This is a genomic window from Bordetella saccharivorans (genome assembly GCF_045862855.1).
Classification (GTDB): Bacteria; Pseudomonadota; Gammaproteobacteria; order Burkholderiales; family Burkholderiaceae_B; genus Bordetella_A; species Bordetella_A petrii_F.
In genome coordinates, this window is sequence record NZ_BAAFZO010000001.1 from 3,186,626 (window position 1) to 3,201,779 (window position 15,154).

A 15,154-nucleotide genomic window follows, 5' to 3' on the forward strand; every position below is an offset into this window, starting at 1 on the left:
GCCATGACCTTCACGCTCAAGCAGGTCGAAACCTTCCGCACCGTCTACGAAACCGAGAGCGTGACGGCCGCGGCCCGGCGCCTGGATGTCTCGCCAGCCACCGTCAGCGCCACGCTGGCCGCGCTGGAGGCCAGCATAGAGCTGCGGCTGTTCGAGCGGGTGCGCCAGCGCATGCAGCGCACCCCCGAGGCGACCCTGCTGTATGAGGAGATCCGGCGCCTGAACGTGGGCCTGGAAAGCCTGGGGCGCAAGATCCGCGCCATCCGCGGCGCGGCGCAGCCGCGCCTGCGGGTCGGCAGCATCCATGCTTATAGCGGCGTGGTGGTCAGTCCGGCCATCGGGCGCTTTCGCGCACGCTATCCCGACACGCCGCTGTACCTGCAGATCCGCGACTCCAATACCCTGCGGGACATGGTGGTGTCGGGCGAACTCGACCTGGCCCTGGTGGCCGACGAGTCCGAGCTCGAAGGGCTGCGCGGGCACCGGCTGGCGAGCCTGCGGGCAGTGGCGGTGTTTCCGAGGACGCACCCCATGACGCGCCTGGAGCAAGTGGACCTGGCCTGCCTGGCCGAGGCGGATGTGATCGCGCTCAACAGCGAAGACGGCTCGCGCAAGCGCCTGGATGCCCTGTTGCGGGCGGCCGGCGAGACCCTGCGCGTGGCGATCGAGACGCCATATTCCAGCACAGTGTGCCAGCTGGCGCTGGCGGGCCATGGCGTGGGTATTGCCAACCCGGCCACGGCGGTAGGCATGGAAGCCATGGGGCTGGCGTTCCGGCCCCTGGCCGTGCCGGTGCATTTCGAGTGCCACATGATCCTGCACGGCAGCCGGCCGCTGTCCGAGGCCGGCAAATTCTGGGCGACCTGCCTGCGCGAGGCCTTGGCGCCGCTGGTGCAGCGGTTCGGCGTCTGACCGCCCCGCGCGGCCGGTCCGATGCCGCGCGACCGCGCCCCGGCCGTCCTCAGCCGCGCCGGCCGTCCGACGTCAGCAGCAGCACCACTGACGATTCCGCATCGACCAAGCCGGCTTGCTTGAGCTGCGCGATGCCCGCCAGGGCCGCGGCCGATGACAGCTCGGTGGCCAGCCCCAGGTGCGCCAGCCGTTGCTGCGCCTGTGCGGCGGCGGCGTCGGAAACCGCCAGCGGCGTGCCGCCGGAGCGCGCCAGCGCCTGCAGCGATTGCAGGGTGCAGGTGCCGCCGGCGATCGAATACTGCCCGGTGGTGCCATCCCACAAGCCCCGCGCATCGCCGCTGGCAAGGGCCCGCGCCAGGCGCGGGTACGGCTCGATGGCGTGCAGCCGCGGCACGCGAGCCACCCGGCCCGTGTCGCGCAGGTGCTGCCAGCCCAGCATAATGCCCCACAGCAGATCGCCGCGCGCGGTCGGCACCAGGATGTCCGTCGGCAGGCCGGCGCTGTCGAGGATTTCCTCGGCGATCGGCTTGTAGCCCTCCACGCCGAACGCGTGCGTGCCCACGGGCGGGTTCAGGTAGTTGGTGCCGGCGAAGGCGCCTTCCTCGCGGCACAGCCGCGCCACATACGGCCAGCGCGCCAGGCTGTCCTCGAAAGTGGCGAGCTGGGCGCCGAAGCGCTCCATGGCTTCGCGCTGCAGCGGCGGACAATTGCGCATGATGGCGATGTCGGCCTGCAGCCCCGCGGCCGCGCAATAGGCCGCCAGCGCCACGCCGGCATTGCCGCTGGAAGCGGCCGCCACGCGTGCGGCGCCCGCCAGCCGGGCGCGCGAGACCAACTGGGCCGCCATGCGGTCCTTGTGGCTGCCGGTCGGGTTGGCGCCCTCGCATTTCAGCCATACGCTGCCCACGCCCTCGGCGAGCGCCAGGGCGGGGGCGGGCAGGCAGGGCGTGGCGCCTTCCCCCAGCGTGACCGGATCGAGCACCGGCAAGGGCATGCGCGTGTCGCTGGACGGTTCATACAGGCACTCGAGCGAGGCGGGGTGGCCGGCGGCCAGGCAGTGCGGGCAGCCCTCGGGATAATCGGCCACGGGCAGGACGGCCTGGCAGCGGATGCAGCGCAGGCTGGACAAGCGGGGGTTCATCAGCATGGTTCAGTACAGCTCGACAAGGGAATCCAGGGCGCGGGCGGGCGCCACTTGCAGCAGGCAGTCGCCATCGTCGCTGCGGGCCATGGCGCGCAGGCAGACGACCGTGCCGGCCTGCGGGCTGGCAAGCGCCAGTGAGGGGGTATCCGGGCGGGCCGGCTCGACCATCTGGCCTACCGCCTGCCCGGCCGCGACCGCATCGCCCAGTTCGACGGCGGGCACGAATACGCCGCCATGGCGGGCGCGCAGGGTGGCGGCCGGCGCATCCAGGTCGTAGAGCGCGGGCGGCGCGGTAGTACGGTCGCGCGCCTCGAGCAGCCCCAGCTCCGCCAGGCATCCCAGCAAGCCGTCGCGGCATTGCCGGACCAGCGCGGCGCGGGTTTCCGCGCCGCCGCCGATTTCGGCGCTCAGGCGCAGCACGCCGTGGCGGCTGGCGGCCGCCGGCATGGAGCCGTCTTCGCCTGACCGGAAAAATACGCAATGGGGCAGGCCGAAAGCCCGCGCCAGCGCGGGCAGGCGCGGATCGCAGGCATCCGAGCCGTAGCGCGTGATCACCGAGGCGGGCAGGTAGCGCAGCGAGGCGCCCCCGCTGTGCACGTCGATCATCGCGTCGATGCGCGGCAGCAAACGCGCCTCGAGCGCGGCCGCCACGCTTTCCGTATAGCCGCGCACCGGCGCGCCCAGGAAGGCGCGGTTGAGGTTGCCGCCATCGGAGGGCGAGAGCCGGGTGCCGGCCAGGGAGGCCTCGGCGTTGGCGGCGGGCAGCAGGTAAACCGTCCCGCGCTGCAGGCTGTCCGGCAGGCTGTGCCAGAGCTCCAGCATGGCCGCCTGGCCCTCCCATTCGTCGCCGTGCACGCCGGCCACCAGGGCGACGGCTGGGCCGGGGCCCGCGTCAATGCGCAATACCGGCACCGTGACGCGGCGATAAGCCGAGGCATTGGTCGCGGCGGCGCAGGAGAAGTCTTCGCGGCTGGTCTTGGCCATGTGGCGGGGTTCCTCGCTTCAATCCAGGGTGGTGCCGGAGGCTTTGATGATGCGCTCCCACTTGGGCAGTTCCTTCGCGATCTGGACCTGGACGTCAGCCGGCTTGCCGCCCAGCGGCTCTTGCGAACGGCCGCGCAGTTCCTGGCTGACCGCGGGCGAGGCCAGGGCCGCGTTGAGCGCAGCGTTCAGGCGTTCGATCGCTTGCGGCGGGGTGCCGGCAGGCGCCACCAGCGCGCTCCAGGCCGATTGCTCGTAGTCCGGATAGCCTTGCTCGGCGACAGTGGGCACGTCCGGGTTGGAAGCGGCCCGCTGCCGGGTGGTGACGGCCAGCGCGCGCAGGCGGCCGTCCTTCAAATTGCCCAGCAGCGGCGGCAAGTTCTCCATCATGGAATCCACATGGCCGCCCAGCAGGTCGGCCAATTGCGCCGCGGTGGCCTTGTAGGGAATCTGGCGCACGGCGGCGCCGGTCTGCGCGACGAACAGCTTGACGCCCACTTCGCTGGTCGTGCCGGGGTCCGCCGACGTCATGGTCAGGCGGTCGGGCTGGGCCTTGGACGCCTCGATGAAGCCGCGCAGGTCTTGCCACGGCGACGAGGCGTTCACCACGATCACGTTGGGCGTCTCGGCCACCAGGCCGATCGGCACGATGTCCTTGTCGAGGTCGTAGAGCTGTTGCTTGAACAGGTAGCGGTGCAGCACCAGGGTGCCTACATGCGCGTAGCCGATGGTGTAGCCGTCGGGCTTGGCGCGCGCCAGGGCCTGCGTGCCGATGCGACCACCCGCGCCCACGCGATTCTCGATCACCACGGGCTGGCCCAGTTGCTGGCTCATGGCCTGGCCGACCAGGCGGGCAGTGATGTCGGCATTGCCGCCCGCGGCGGCGGGCACGATCAGGGTAATGGCGCGTTCAGGGTAATCGGCCATGGCGGGCGGCGCGGCCAGCAGCAGGGCCAGGGCGGCAAGACGGATAGTGTTTTTCATGACGACCTCCCGAGTCGTTGAGGGCTGCGCCATTGTGCGGCGCGGCCGTGGGGAAGTCGTTCGTTTTCTTGATATGGATGTTCGATAAAAGCGAATAGGTGCCATTGAGCGCGACGCTCATCCTAGGCTGAGCGCCGCCTCCACCTCGTATATCGGCAAGCCCTGCCCGATGCGCTCGCGCATTTCGTCAAGCAAGGGCCCATCGCGCAGGATCGCCATGCCCGCTGTCTTCGGCCGACTGCCTGGCCGGCCCTTCAAGTGTTCGGGGCAATTCTCGAACATGGCGCGATTGCCGGTGTCGACGTAGGATTCGACCGGCACGCCTTCCGCGATCAGGATATCAAAGCTCTCGAGCTCAATATGGAAATATTCGAAGACGGCGAGCGAGTCGTCCTGGGCGATGGTCGTGCCGTTAACAAGCAGGTACGCGGCGACCAGCTTGCCGTTTATATATAGATGGTGCCCGGGGGAAAGCGCCAGCTCCCGCTTCGGCATGTCTGGCCCAAGAGAGCCGGCGGCGAACCGAATGGGAAATGCGCGCGGGGCTTGTCCGGGCGGGATCCAGTTCTTGCGCAGCCTGCGGGTACCGATCCACTTTATGGCGGTGGCGCCTCCACGATGAAGCGAGACCAGGTCGCCGCATTGCAACGTTTCCACCGGCTTGTCACCTTGAGGTGTGGCGATCAGCGTGCCGCGCAGGAAGCAGGCAAAGCTGACCGAACCGTCGGGCTCCACCTCGAATCGAGTGTCTTCGGGCACGCCGGGCATGCCAAACCTCGCGATGGGCACATCCCCGTTGTACGCAGTCAGGACCCCATCGGCGAATTCCACGCGGGTCGCCGACGAGACAGATCCGTCCGCGTTTTCCTGCACGATCTGCAAGGTGCTTTCGGGTCCCATGGGCGCCTGTTCGGATATGCGGGGAAAGAGGGAAAGATCCGGCGCGCCCTCCAGAGCCGTGTATTTGATCAGCGAGGGGCCACTGGAAAAGCTGAACTCGGTCAGGCCCAGGGAGGCTGCATCGAAGGTATCCCCACGGAACGATACGGAGCAGTTATCCTGCAGATAAATGCCGGCCGTCTGGCCTTCCTTCAAGCCCGTGAAATTGGTGAGCTCGACGTCCGAATTGCTCTCGATCGAGATCCGGTTCTCGCCCGGAGCATCCCCCACGATGCGGACATCGAGTATCCCGTGGAATTCAACCCCGCTTCTTTCCGAGCCCGCAAAGAAATAATTCTCGCCCTGCATCAGCAAAGTGAAATCATTGAACGGAGGAAGGTCCTCCGACCAGATGCCTTCGCCGGGCAATTGATACTCCACCGGGTGTCCCATGTGCGTCTCCTCAGCTGGCTTCCGAGAGCGGCCGTTCGACCGCGCCGGTCTGCAGGATGTTCAGAGAGCAGTCAGGGTAGCCCTTTTTATTTCGTCAGGACTTTTCCGGCATTGAAAAGTAGTGATATGTCTGATTTTGACATGAATTCGGAGTGGCACCGGCTTGGCCCAGGGTGCTCCCTGGACTACGGCATCTTCGCCAATGCCGGCAGCCAGCGCAGGCGCTTGCCGTCCTCGATCTTGTAGACGTCCAGCGTCCGGTAGTTGCCCGAGCCCGCCGTGACGAGGGTCACCGCCAGTTCAGGCTGCCCGTCGCCGTCCAGGTCCTTCAGCTCGGCCTGCCGCAATTCACCGTCGCGCGGCCGGATCAAGCCATCGGCATAGTCGCCCACGGAAAGATCGCGGTACAGGCGCACGCTGTACGAGCCGATCGAGGCCGGTTCGCCTGGTTCCTGGGCCACCACCACCGCAGCGGGCGCGGCGGCCAGCGGCACCACGATGGGCGCGGGCGCGGCGGCGTCGGCCGGGCTGGCAGAGCCGGTCCATTCGACGACGCTGGCCTGGCCGCTGCGCCGATCCACCAGGCACAGCATGCTGACCGGCACGCCCTTCATATGGGGCTGGGTGGCGTTGCCGCGCACCAGCAAGGCGGTCTGGCCGGAGCGGTCGTCGAATTGCATCGGCGTGCCAACCTGTTCGGCCTGCGCCAGCCCCGAGGCTTGCGCGCATTGACGCAGGGCCTTGTCCTGCTGCTGTTGCCAGGCGGCCGGCGAACTCGCCAGGGCCGGCTGGCCGGCCAGCGATGCGGCGAGCAGGGCGGCGGCCAAGGTTGGGCGGAGGGCGTGCGGGGTCATCCGGTTTCTCGCGAAGGGTGGGGGCATAGGTCATTTAGCACGCGCCGTGCCTGCTGTCCATGGCGCATGAAAAAGGGCCCGCAGCGGCGGGCCCCGAAATGCGGAGTATGGCGGGTTATTCGCGGTCGCCGCCGAAGATGCCGAGCAGCATCAGCAGGTTCGAGAAGACGTTGTAGACATCCAGGTAGATGGCCAGGGTGGCGGACACGTAGTTGGTTTCGCCGCCGTTGACCACGCGCTGCAGGTCCACCAGCATGAAGGCCGAGAAAATGACGATGGCCAGCACCGAGATGGTGAGCATGAGGGCCGGCATCTGAAGGAAGATGTTGGCCAGCGCCGCCACCAGGATGACCACTGCGCCGGTGAACAGCCACTTCTGCATGCTGGACAGGTCGCGCTTGATGGTGGTGGCCAGCGTGGCCATGGTGCCGAACACCACGGCGGTGCCGCCGAAGGCCGTCATGACCAGCTGGGCGCCGTTGCCCATGCCCAGCACGAAGCCCAGCAGGCGCGACAGCATGATGCCCATGAAGAACGTGAATGCCAGCAGCAGGGCCACGCCCACCGAGCTGTGCTTGTTTTTCTCGATGGCGAACATCAGGCCGAAGGCGCCCACCAGGAACACGATGGCCGACAGGCCGGGGCTGGCCATCATCACCTGGTTCACGCCGGTGTACAGCCCGACCGCCGCGCCCAGCACGGTGGGGATCAGCGACAGGGCCAGCAGCCAGTAAGTGTTGCGCAGGACCTTGTTGCGGACGACTTCGCCCGGCGCGCCGGCGTAGGCGCCGGAGCGGTTGAAGGGGGAAGGACGGTATTCGTTCATGGACGGCTCCTCTGAGCGGCAGATAAGGGGTTGCCCAATGGGTTTAGAGGGTTAGGATACCTGACAGTTCCCTGAAAAATCCATTCCCGGGGCTTTTTTTCGCGGGTCCGTGTTCCGGGAGCCACCCGGCGGTGGACGGGCGCGGGCTCAGCCCGGGCGCACGCTGCGTACCGCCCGGTCGATCAGGGCGGGCAGCTCGGCCTCGAGCCGGGCGCGCAGGTTCGCCGAGGCGTCGTCGAGGGCCCGCTGCAGGGCCTGCTCCAGTTCGGCTTGCAGGGCGGCGCGCAGCACGGTGTCGCCGGCGCCCACGCCCGTGGCGGTGCTCCAGGCCGCGTGCGGCAAGCCGGTGCCGCCGGCGGCGTGCGCCGGCATCGGAGGCGCCTGCTCGTCGGCGACCTGTGTCAGCACCGGCAGGTCCGGGGCTGCGGGGGCGGAGGAGTGGGCCGGCGGGGCCGTTTCCGTGGGCGGCGCCAGGGTGGGTTCGGCGCGCTGCGTCAAGGTAGGAATGCCGGGGTCCGAATAGCGTGGCATCGGGGGCTCCTGAGAGTGGCCGTCAGGCGGTGCGGCCGGCCAGGTCATGGCTGTGCGGCGCATGGCCGGCGGCCTGGTAGGCGCGCCAGCGCTGCCGGGCCGCCTGGCGGTCGGCCGGGTCGTCGGAGACGATTTCGAGCAGGCGGGCGAAGCCATCGTAGGCCGGCGGGCAGTCGTCGTCCAGGTTGAGCAGCCAGGCTTCGCCGTCGGCGCTGCCGGCGGCGGCGCGCGGATCGGCTGCCGTGAGCACGACCGGCGTGTCCGGCGCCAGCGGGTCATTGGCCAGCACGTGCGGCACGAATGAGGTGTCGTCGAACGCCCAGAGCATCCGGTCGAAGGCGGCCAGGCGCGCGCCGTCGGCACAGTAGACCACCAGCCGCTGGCCCGCCAGGTAGCGCTTGCGCGCGGTCTGGCAGGCCGCGCGCAAGCGGTCCTGGGCGCCGAAGGCGAAGTCGATGCGCGTCATGGGCGTGGCCGGGGCCGGCTCAGGCCTGGTCGAGCAGGAACTGCATCAGCAGGGGTACCGGGCGACCGGTGGCGCCCTTGTCCTTGCCGCTGCGCCAGGCGGTGCCGGCGATGTCGAGGTGGGCCCAGCGGTAGGCCTTGGCGAAGCGCGACAGGAAGCAGGCCGCGGTGACGGCGCCGCCCGGAGGGCCGCCGATGTTGGCGATATCCGCGAAATTCGACTTGAGCTGGTCCTGGTAGGCGTCGTCCAGGGGCATGCGCCAGGCCGTGTCGAGCGCCTGGCGGCCGGCCGCCAGCAGGGCGTCGGCCAGGGCGTCGTCCGGCGTGAACAGGCCGGTATTGACGTGGCCCAGCGCCACCACGCAGGCGCCCGTCAGGGTGGCGATGTCGACCACGGCCGAGGGCTTGAAGCGTTCCGCGTAGGTGAGGGCGTCGCACAGGACCAGACGGCCTTCGGCGTCGGTGTTGAGGATCTCGATGGTCTGGCCCGACATGCTGGTGACGATGTCGCCAGGCTTGTTGGCCTTGCCGCTGGGCAGGTTCTCGCAGGCGGCGATCAGGCCCACCACGTCGACCGGCAGTTCGAGCTCGGCCAGGGCGCGGAAGGTGCCCAGCACGCTGGCCGCGCCGCACATGTCGTACTTCATTTCGTCCATGGTGGCGGCGGGCTTGAGCGAGATGCCGCCGGCATCGAAGGTGATGCCCTTGCCCACCAGCACCACCGGCCCCGCCTTGGCGGGCTTCTTGGCCGCCTTGCCGGCATGGCGCAGCACGATGAAGCGCAGCGGCTCGTCGGAGCCGCGCGCCACCGACAGGAACGAGCCCATGCCGAGCGCCTCGACCTGCTTGCGGTCCAGGACTTCGACCTTGAGCGACTTGAATTCGCGCGCGAGTTTCTTGGCGGTGTCGCCCAGGTAGGTAGGCGTGCACACGTTGCCCGGCAGGTTGCCCAGCGTGCGGGTGAGTTCCATGCCGTGCGCGATGGCGGCGCCCTCGCGCAGCCCCTGCTGGGCCTGCGCGGCGTCGCCGCGTTCGACGACCTGGACGATTTTCTTGAGTTTGGGGCGGGCGTCGCGGTCGGGTTTGCCGAAGGTCGCGTCGTAATGGTAGGTGGCATTGCCCGCCGCGACAGCCGCGGCGCGCGCGCGGGCGCGCATGGCCACGTCGGCGATGGGGTTGGCCGCCAGCGTCGAGACGCCCTCGGTGACGCGCGCCGCCACGCAAGCCGCCGCGAAGCCTTGTTCGGCGGCGGCATGCGCGCGCGCGCCGTATTCGGCCTGCTTGCCCAGGCCCACCAGCACCACGCGCTGCGCCGATACGCCGGGCAGGGCGCGCAGCACCAGCGTGGCGCCGGCGCGGCCGCGGAATTCGGCCTTGACGACCGTGCGCACCGCGTTGTTGCTGGCGCGGTCGATGATGTCGGCGGCCGGGCTGAGTTCGCCGTCGGCGTACACGCCCACCGCCAGCGCGGCGGTTTTGATCTGGTGCAGGGAAGCGGTGGTCTGTGTGCTAAATTCCATGGAGGATTCCCGTGTGCGTGATGCAGTGCGGTTGATTATCCCGCATATTTTCACATGTCTCTATTCAAACGGTCTGTCGTCGCCGAGATCACCAGCCACGCGGGCGTCGTCTTCTCCACCCTGGTGGTTGTCTGGCTCAGCGTGCTGCTGGTGCGCCTGCTGGGCGAAGCCGCGGGCGGCACCATCGGCGCCGACGTGGTGCTGGGCCTGGCCGCCTTTTCGACCATCACCGCGCTGCCCACTGTGCTGGCGGTGTCGCTTTTCATCGCCGTGCTGACCACCGTGACCCGCAATTACCGCGAGTCGGAAATGGTCGTGTGGTTCGCCAGCGGCCTGTCGCTGGCGGACTGGCTGCGGCCGGTGCTGCGCGTGGCGGTACCGGTGGCGGCGGTGGTCGCGGTGCTCACACTGGCGGCGTCGCCCTGGGCCTACCGGCAGATCGCCGAATACCGCGAGCGCTTCGAGCAACGTTCGGACCTGTCCAAGGTTACCGCCGGCCAGTTCGCTGAATCGGGCGAGGGCGAGCGCGTGTTTTTCGCCGAAGAGCCCACCAACCCGGACGACGAACTCGGCAACGTGTTCGCCCGCGAGACCGGGCCGGAGTGGCTCAGCGTCATGACCGCCAGCAGCGCGCGCATCCAGACCGAAACCAACGGCGACCGCTTCCTGGTGCTGGGACGCGGCCACCGCTACGACCTCAAGCCCGGCACGCCCGAGATCCGCCTGGTCGACTTCGCGCAGTATGGCGTGCGGCTCGAAAGCAAATCGGGCGACCCCATCGCCGAGGCGCGCGCGGCCGCCGAACGTTCCAGCAAGGCGCGTCCGACGCTGCAGCTCATTGCCGACGACACCGACAGTTCGTGGGCCCAGATCATGTGGCGCATATCGCTGCCGCTGGCGGCGCTGAACCTGGCCTTGCTGGCCATTCCGCTGGGGGCGGTGAACCCGCGGCTGGGGCGTTCGGGCGACTTGCTCATCGCCGGCCTGGTGGGGCTGCTCTATATGAATCTGATCAACCTGTCGCGCGCCTGGATCAGCAGCGGCAAGTTGCCCTTCGGCGTCGGCGTGTGGGCGGTGCATGCCGTGGTGGTGGCATTGGCCGCCTATCTGCTGATGCGGCGGCTGCGCGTCAAGGCGCCGCGCACGTCCTAGCGCCCGTGCCGCGGCGCCCGCGCCCTGCTATGGCAGGTAGCGCATGGCGCCTTGCCGGCCGGCCAGCAGCTCGGCATTGTGCGTGGCCGAGCGGCGCATGAAATCCCACAGCACGGCCATGCGCTTGAGCTTGTGCAGGTCCTCGTGGCAGTACATCCAGAAGCTGCGGGTGATGGCGATATCGTCGCCCAGCACCGGCACCAGGCGCGCGTCCTGGGCCGCGATGAAGCAGGGCAGGATGGCCAGCGAGCGGCCCTGCAGCGCGGCGTGGTATTGCGCGATGACGCTGGTGCTGCGCAATACCACGCGGCTCTCCGGCAGCAGGTCCTCCAGATAGCGCAGCCGTTCGCTGAACAGCAGTTCGTCCACATAGCCGATGAAGGTGTGGCCGGCCAGGTCGCCGCGCGTCGCGATGGGCGGGTGGCGCGCCAGGTAGCCCGGGGTGCCGTACAGGCGCAGCGTGTAGTCGCACAGCTTGGTGCACACATAGGGGCCGCGCTGCGGGCGTTCGATCGTGATGGCGAGGTCCGCCTCGCGCTTGGACAGGCTGACGAAGCGCGGCACCGGCAGGATGTCGAGCGTGATGTGCGGGTAGCGGCGCTGGAAATCGGCTGCCAGCGGCGTCAGCACATAACTGCCGAAGCCCTCCGTGGCGCCGATGCGCAGGTGGCCGGACAGCGCCTGACCGATGCCGGACAGATTCTCCCGCGCGCTTTGCACCGCGCTCTCCATCTGTTCCGCGTAGACGAACAGGCGCTGCCCGTCCTCGGTGAGGACGAAGCCCGCGCCGCGCGACTTTTCGAACAGCAGGCTGTCCAGTTCGGCTTCCAGGGCGCGGATGCGACGTGACACCGTGGTATGTTCGACGCCCAGGCGGCGCGCCGCCGCGCTGACTCGCTGCGTGCGGGCCACCTCGAGGAAATAGCGCAGGCCGTCCCAGTCCAGCATTTGGCGTTCCCTTGTTCATTTATGCACAACGAATGTGCAATTTGTGCTGTTGCTGGCCGATTTTTACACATCTACACTAGACTGGCAGGCCCGCATCCGTCGGCGCCGCCGCCAACGACAGCAAAAATCACCGGAGACAAGCCATGACATTGCACGCTCGCGGGTTCGCCGCAGGCCTCTGCCTGGGCGCCGTGCTGGCCGCCCCGGCGCTCGCCGCCGACCGTCCCCCCGTCAAGATCGGCGTCCTGACCGATATGTCGGGAACCTACGCGGCCATGGGCGGGGCCGGCTCGGTGGCCGCCGCCCAACTGGCCATTGACGACTGCCTGGCGGCCGAATGCAAGGGCATGCAGATCGAGCTGGTGTCGGCCGACAACCAGAACAAGGCCGACGTCGGCGCCGCCCGCGCGCGCGAATGGTTCGACCGCGACGGCGTGACCGCCATCGCCGACCTGACCAATTCGGCGGTGGCGTTGGCCGTGCAGGGCATCGCGCGCGAGAAGAACAAGGTCGTGATGTTCTCCGGCCCGGCCACCACCGCGCTGACCAACAAGGAATGCTCGCCGGTGGGATTCCACTGGATGTTCGATACGTATTCGCAATCGGCCGGCGGCGCCAAGGCGACCGTGCGGGCCGGCGGCAAGTCCTGGTACTTCATCACGGTTGACTATGCATTCGGGCATTCCCTGGAAGCCGACACCGCCAAGGCCGTCAAGGCGCTGGGCGGCACGGTGGCCGGCAGCGTGCGCCATCCGCTGAATGCGCCCGACTTCGCCTCGTACCTGCTGCAGGCGCAGAGTTCCGGCGCGCAGGTGGTGGCGCTGGCCAACGGCGGGCAGGATACGGTCAACGCGGTCAAGCAGGCGCGCGAGTTCGGCATCGTCGAAGGCGGCCAGCGCCTGGTCTCGCTGCTGATCTTCCTGTCGGACCTGCGCGCCCTGGGCCTGGAAAACGCCCAGGGCCTGTCGTATGTGGACGGCTTCTACTGGGACTACGACGACCAGACGCGCGCCTGGTCCAGCCGCTTCGAGAAAGCGTTCCGCGGGCTCAAGCCCACCATGACGCAGGCCGGCGTCTATTCCAGCGTGCTGCACTACCTGCGCGCGGTGGCCGCCGCCGGCAGCACCGATGGGCGCGTGGTGGCCGACAAGATGCGCGAACTGCCCATCAAGGACCCGATCATGCGCAATGCCAGCATCCGGCCCGATGGCCGGGTCATCCATGACATGTATCTGTACGAGGTAAAGAAGCCGGGCGATTCCAAGGGCGGCTGGGATTATTCCAAGCTGGTCGCCACCATCCCGGCCGACGAGGCCTTCCAGCCGCTGGCGGACTCGACCTGCCCGCTGCTGAAGCAGTAAAACGGACGTACGGGGCGGCCCGCGGGCAGCCCTGGCGGCCGGCGGTATCCCGTTATTCATGAGGAGCATCCAATGAGCGAAGTCCCCAGCGTGCCGCTGTTGATCGGCGGCAAGCTCGTGCAATCCAAGACCACCGAATGGCGCGACGTGATTGACCCCGCCACCCAGAAAGTGGTCGCCCGCGTTCCCTTTGCCACGCGCGAGGAGCTGGACCTGGCGGTCGCCAACGCCAAAGAGGCCTTCCAGACCTGGCGCAACACCGGGCAGGGCGCGCGCATGCGCGTCATGCTGAAGCTGCAGCAGCTGCTGCGCGAGAACACCGGCAAGCTGGCCGAGATGATCACCCGCGAGCATGGCAAGACCCTGCCCGACGCCGAGGGCGAAGTCGGCCGCGGCCTGGAAGTGGTCGAGCATGCCTGCTCGATCGCCAACCTGCAGTTGGGCGAATATGCGGAGAACGCCGCCGGCGGCATCGACGTCTACACGCTGATCCAGCCGCTGGGCGTGTGCGCCGGCATCACGGCGTTCAATTTCCCGGTAATGCTGCCGTGCTTCATGTTTCCCATCGCGGTGGCCTGCGGCAACACCTTCGTGCTCAAGCCGTCCGAGCAGGACCCGACCTCCTCGCTGTTCCTGGCGCAGCTCGCGCTCGAGGCCGGCCTGCCGCCCGGCGTGTTGAACGTGGTGCACGGCGGCCCCGAGATCGCCAATGGCCTGTGCGAGCATCCCGACATCAAGGCGGTGTCGTTCATCGGCTCGACCCGCGTCGGCTCCGAGATCTACCACCGCGCCTCGAACGCCGGCAAGCGCTGCCAGGCCATGATGGGCGCCAAGAACCATTGCGTGATCCTGCCCGACGCCGACCCCGAAGTGGCGCTGAACCAGCTGGTGGGCGCGGCGTTCGGCGCCGCCGGCCAGCGCTGCATGGCCGCCTCGGTGGCCGTGCTGGTCGGCGAGGCGCGCAATTGGCTGCCTGATTTCGTCGAGCGCGCCAAGCGCTTGAAAGTCAATGCCGGCACCGACCGCGAAGCCGACCTGGGCCCGCTGGTGTCGCCCAATGCCAAGAAGCGCGTCGAAAGCCTGATCCAGCAAGGGGTGGACGAAGGCGCCAAGCTGCTGCTGGACGGCCGCAACCTGAAAGTGGCGGGCTTCGAGCAGGGCAACTTCGTGGGGCCGACGGTGTTCGAGGGCGTCACCGAGAACATGACCATCTATACCGAGGAAATCTTCGGGCCGGTGCTGTGCGTGGTAGGCGTCGAGACGCTGGAAGACGCGGTGGCCTTCATCAACCGCAATCCGAACGGCAATGGCGTGGCGCTGTTCACGCAGGACGGCGGCGCGGCGCGCTATTTCCAGAACAACATCGACGTCGGGCAGGTGGGCATCAACATTCCCATCCCGGTGCCGGTGGCCTGGTTCAGCTTCACCGGTTCGCGCGGCTCGAAGCTGGGCGACCTGGGCCCGAACGGCAAGCAGGCGGTGCAGTTCTGGACCCAGACCAAGACCGTGACCGCGCGCTGGTCGGCGCACGGGCGCACGGTCAACACCACCATCTCGATGCGTTGACCTGGCGGCGGCGCGGCGTCCATTGCCGCGCCGCCGGACTCAGCCGTGGCCGGCGGCCGACGGCTGCGGCAGGTGGTCCAGCGGCAGGGCAGTCTGGCCCTTGATCGTGGCGATCGCGAAATTGCTGCGGATGTCGCTGACGCCGGGCAGCTTGAGCAGCGCTTCCATCAGCAGCGACTCGTAGGCGGCCAGGTCCGGCACGACCACCTGCAGCAGGAAATCGGATTCACCGGACACCAGGTGGCATGACACCACCGCCGGCAGCAGCGCCACCGCTTCCCGGAATGCCGCGGCCTCTTCGGCATGATGGCGGTCTACCTTGATTCCCACGAATACCGTCAGCCCCAGGCCGATGCCGGTGCGGTCCAGCGCCGCGTGATAGCCGCCGATGATGCCGGCCTCTTCCAGCAGGCGCACGCGGCGCAGGCAGGGGGAAGGGGACAGGCCGACCTCTTCGGCCAGTTGTACATTGGTCAGGCGCGCGTCGCGCTGCAGCGCCGCCAGGATGCGCCGATCGAGGTTGTCGAGTTTCATTGGCATAAAATCAAAATTTCAAGGTGCCTAGTGGCGTAATGTGC

15 protein-coding genes are annotated in these 15,154 nt (G+C 68.5%); 4 read left to right on the top strand and 11 right to left on the bottom strand.

Going from position 1 to position 15,154, the window contains the following annotated elements:
- The first annotated feature begins 3 nt into the window (after positions 1-3).
- The gene (locus ACKTT0_RS15320; RefSeq protein ID WP_407850697.1) at positions 4-912 is read left to right on the top strand and encodes a LysR family transcriptional regulator; all 909 of its coding nucleotides are present in this window, start codon (positions 4-6) and stop codon (positions 910-912) included.
- Between the two features lie 49 nt (positions 913-961).
- On the opposite strand, the gene ACKTT0_RS15325 is transcribed toward ACKTT0_RS15320, so the two are convergent.
- From ACKTT0_RS15325 to ACKTT0_RS15365, 9 genes are all read right to left on the bottom strand, one after another.
- Positions 962-2,059 (bottom strand): pyridoxal-phosphate dependent enzyme, encoded by a 1,098-nt coding sequence (locus ACKTT0_RS15325; RefSeq protein WP_407850698.1) that lies wholly within the window; start codon positions 2,057-2,059, stop codon positions 962-964.
- 3 nt (positions 2,060-2,062) lie between these two features.
- Entirely contained in the window at positions 2,063-3,040 is a 978-nt protein-coding gene (locus tag ACKTT0_RS15330) for a M14 family metallopeptidase (RefSeq protein WP_407850699.1), read from the bottom strand.
- An 18-nt stretch (positions 3,041-3,058) separates the two neighbouring features.
- On the bottom strand, positions 3,059-4,021 hold the full coding sequence (locus ACKTT0_RS15335) for a Bug family tripartite tricarboxylate transporter substrate binding protein (RefSeq protein ID WP_407850700.1): 963 nt from the start codon (positions 4,019-4,021) through the stop codon (positions 3,059-3,061).
- 117 nt (positions 4,022-4,138) lie between these two features.
- Positions 4,139-5,353, bottom strand: coding sequence for a Hint domain-containing protein (locus ACKTT0_RS15340; protein WP_407850701.1), 1,215 nt, complete (start codon positions 5,351-5,353; stop codon positions 4,139-4,141).
- A 185-nt stretch (positions 5,354-5,538) separates the two neighbouring features.
- A complete protein-coding gene (locus ACKTT0_RS15345) occupies positions 5,539-6,180 on the bottom strand; it encodes a PliI family lysozyme inhibitor of I-type lysozyme (RefSeq protein ID WP_407850702.1) in 642 nt (213 codons plus the stop codon).
- Between the two features lie 142 nt (positions 6,181-6,322).
- Positions 6,323-7,033 carry a Bax inhibitor-1/YccA family protein gene (locus ACKTT0_RS15350; protein WP_407850703.1) on the bottom strand — a complete coding sequence of 237 codons (711 nt, stop codon included), beginning with the start codon at positions 7,031-7,033 and terminating at the stop codon, positions 6,323-6,325.
- A gap of 147 nt (positions 7,034-7,180) precedes the next feature.
- Positions 7,181-7,564 (bottom strand): hypothetical protein, encoded by a 384-nt coding sequence (locus ACKTT0_RS15355; RefSeq protein WP_407850704.1) that lies wholly within the window; start codon positions 7,562-7,564, stop codon positions 7,181-7,183.
- Positions 7,565-7,586: 22 nt separating this feature from the next.
- Positions 7,587-8,030, bottom strand: coding sequence for a DNA polymerase III subunit chi (locus ACKTT0_RS15360; protein WP_407850705.1), 444 nt, complete (start codon positions 8,028-8,030; stop codon positions 7,587-7,589).
- 19 nt (positions 8,031-8,049) lie between these two features.
- A complete protein-coding gene (locus ACKTT0_RS15365; protein WP_407850706.1) occupies positions 8,050-9,549 on the bottom strand; it encodes a leucyl aminopeptidase in 1,500 nt (499 codons plus the stop codon).
- A gap of 54 nt (positions 9,550-9,603) precedes the next feature.
- On the opposite strand from ACKTT0_RS15365, the gene lptF reads away from it, so the two are divergent.
- Positions 9,604-10,701, top strand: a complete 1,098-nt coding sequence (lptF, locus tag ACKTT0_RS15370; protein WP_407850707.1) for an LPS export ABC transporter permease LptF — start codon at positions 9,604-9,606, stop codon at positions 10,699-10,701.
- Between the two features lie 27 nt (positions 10,702-10,728).
- Here lptF and ACKTT0_RS15375 read toward each other — a convergent pair whose 3' ends face one another.
- The gene (locus ACKTT0_RS15375) at positions 10,729-11,649 is read right to left on the bottom strand and encodes a LysR family transcriptional regulator (RefSeq protein WP_407850708.1); all 921 of its coding nucleotides are present in this window, start codon (positions 11,647-11,649) and stop codon (positions 10,729-10,731) included.
- 143 nt (positions 11,650-11,792) lie between these two features.
- Here ACKTT0_RS15375 and ACKTT0_RS15380 point away from each other — a divergent pair, with 143 nt between their 5' ends.
- Both ACKTT0_RS15380 and ACKTT0_RS15385 read left to right on the top strand, forming a co-directional pair.
- Positions 11,793-13,010: an ABC transporter substrate-binding protein gene (locus tag ACKTT0_RS15380; RefSeq protein ID WP_407850709.1), complete on the top strand. Its 1,218-nt coding sequence runs from the start codon at positions 11,793-11,795 to the stop codon at positions 13,008-13,010.
- A 72-nt stretch (positions 13,011-13,082) separates the two neighbouring features.
- A complete protein-coding gene (locus ACKTT0_RS15385; protein ID WP_407850710.1) occupies positions 13,083-14,576 on the top strand; it encodes a CoA-acylating methylmalonate-semialdehyde dehydrogenase in 1,494 nt (497 codons plus the stop codon).
- Positions 14,577-14,615: 39 nt separating this feature from the next.
- On the opposite strand, the gene ACKTT0_RS15390 is transcribed toward ACKTT0_RS15385, so the two are convergent.
- Positions 14,616-15,110 carry an Lrp/AsnC family transcriptional regulator gene (locus ACKTT0_RS15390; RefSeq protein WP_472977669.1) on the bottom strand — a complete coding sequence of 165 codons (495 nt, stop codon included), beginning with the start codon at positions 15,108-15,110 and terminating at the stop codon, positions 14,616-14,618.
- Positions 15,111-15,154: the final 44 nt, after the last annotated feature.

Excerpts from the sequence above, each read along its gene's own strand:
- ACKTT0_RS15320 (WP_407850697.1), top strand. The coding sequence starts at position 4 with ATGACCTTCACGCTCAAGCAGGTCGAAACCTTCCGCACCGTCTACGAA.
- ACKTT0_RS15325 (WP_407850698.1), bottom strand. The coding sequence starts at position 2,059 with ATGCTGATGAACCCCCGCTTGTCCAGCCTGCGCTGCATCCGCTGCCAG.
- ACKTT0_RS15330 (WP_407850699.1), bottom strand. The coding sequence starts at position 3,040 with ATGGCCAAGACCAGCCGCGAAGACTTCTCCTGCGCCGCCGCGACCAAT.
- ACKTT0_RS15335 (WP_407850700.1), bottom strand. The coding sequence starts at position 4,021 with ATGAAAAACACTATCCGTCTTGCCGCCCTGGCCCTGCTGCTGGCCGCG.
- ACKTT0_RS15340 (WP_407850701.1), bottom strand. The coding sequence starts at position 5,353 with ATGGGACACCCGGTGGAGTATCAATTGCCCGGCGAAGGCATCTGGTCG.
- ACKTT0_RS15350 (WP_407850703.1), bottom strand. The coding sequence starts at position 7,033 with ATGAACGAATACCGTCCTTCCCCCTTCAACCGCTCCGGCGCCTACGCC.
- ACKTT0_RS15355 (WP_407850704.1), bottom strand. The coding sequence starts at position 7,564 with ATGCCACGCTATTCGGACCCCGGCATTCCTACCTTGACGCAGCGCGCC.
- ACKTT0_RS15360 (WP_407850705.1), bottom strand. The coding sequence starts at position 8,030 with ATGACGCGCATCGACTTCGCCTTCGGCGCCCAGGACCGCTTGCGCGCG.
- ACKTT0_RS15365 (WP_407850706.1), bottom strand. The coding sequence starts at position 9,549 with ATGGAATTTAGCACACAGACCACCGCTTCCCTGCACCAGATCAAAACC.
- lptF (WP_407850707.1), top strand. The coding sequence starts at position 9,604 with ATGTCTCTATTCAAACGGTCTGTCGTCGCCGAGATCACCAGCCACGCG.
- ACKTT0_RS15375 (WP_407850708.1), bottom strand. The coding sequence starts at position 11,649 with ATGCTGGACTGGGACGGCCTGCGCTATTTCCTCGAGGTGGCCCGCACG.
- ACKTT0_RS15380 (WP_407850709.1), top strand. The coding sequence starts at position 11,793 with ATGACATTGCACGCTCGCGGGTTCGCCGCAGGCCTCTGCCTGGGCGCC.
- ACKTT0_RS15385 (WP_407850710.1), top strand. The coding sequence starts at position 13,083 with ATGAGCGAAGTCCCCAGCGTGCCGCTGTTGATCGGCGGCAAGCTCGTG.
- ACKTT0_RS15390 (WP_472977669.1), bottom strand. The coding sequence starts at position 15,110 with ATGAAACTCGACAACCTCGATCGGCGCATCCTGGCGGCGCTGCAGCGC.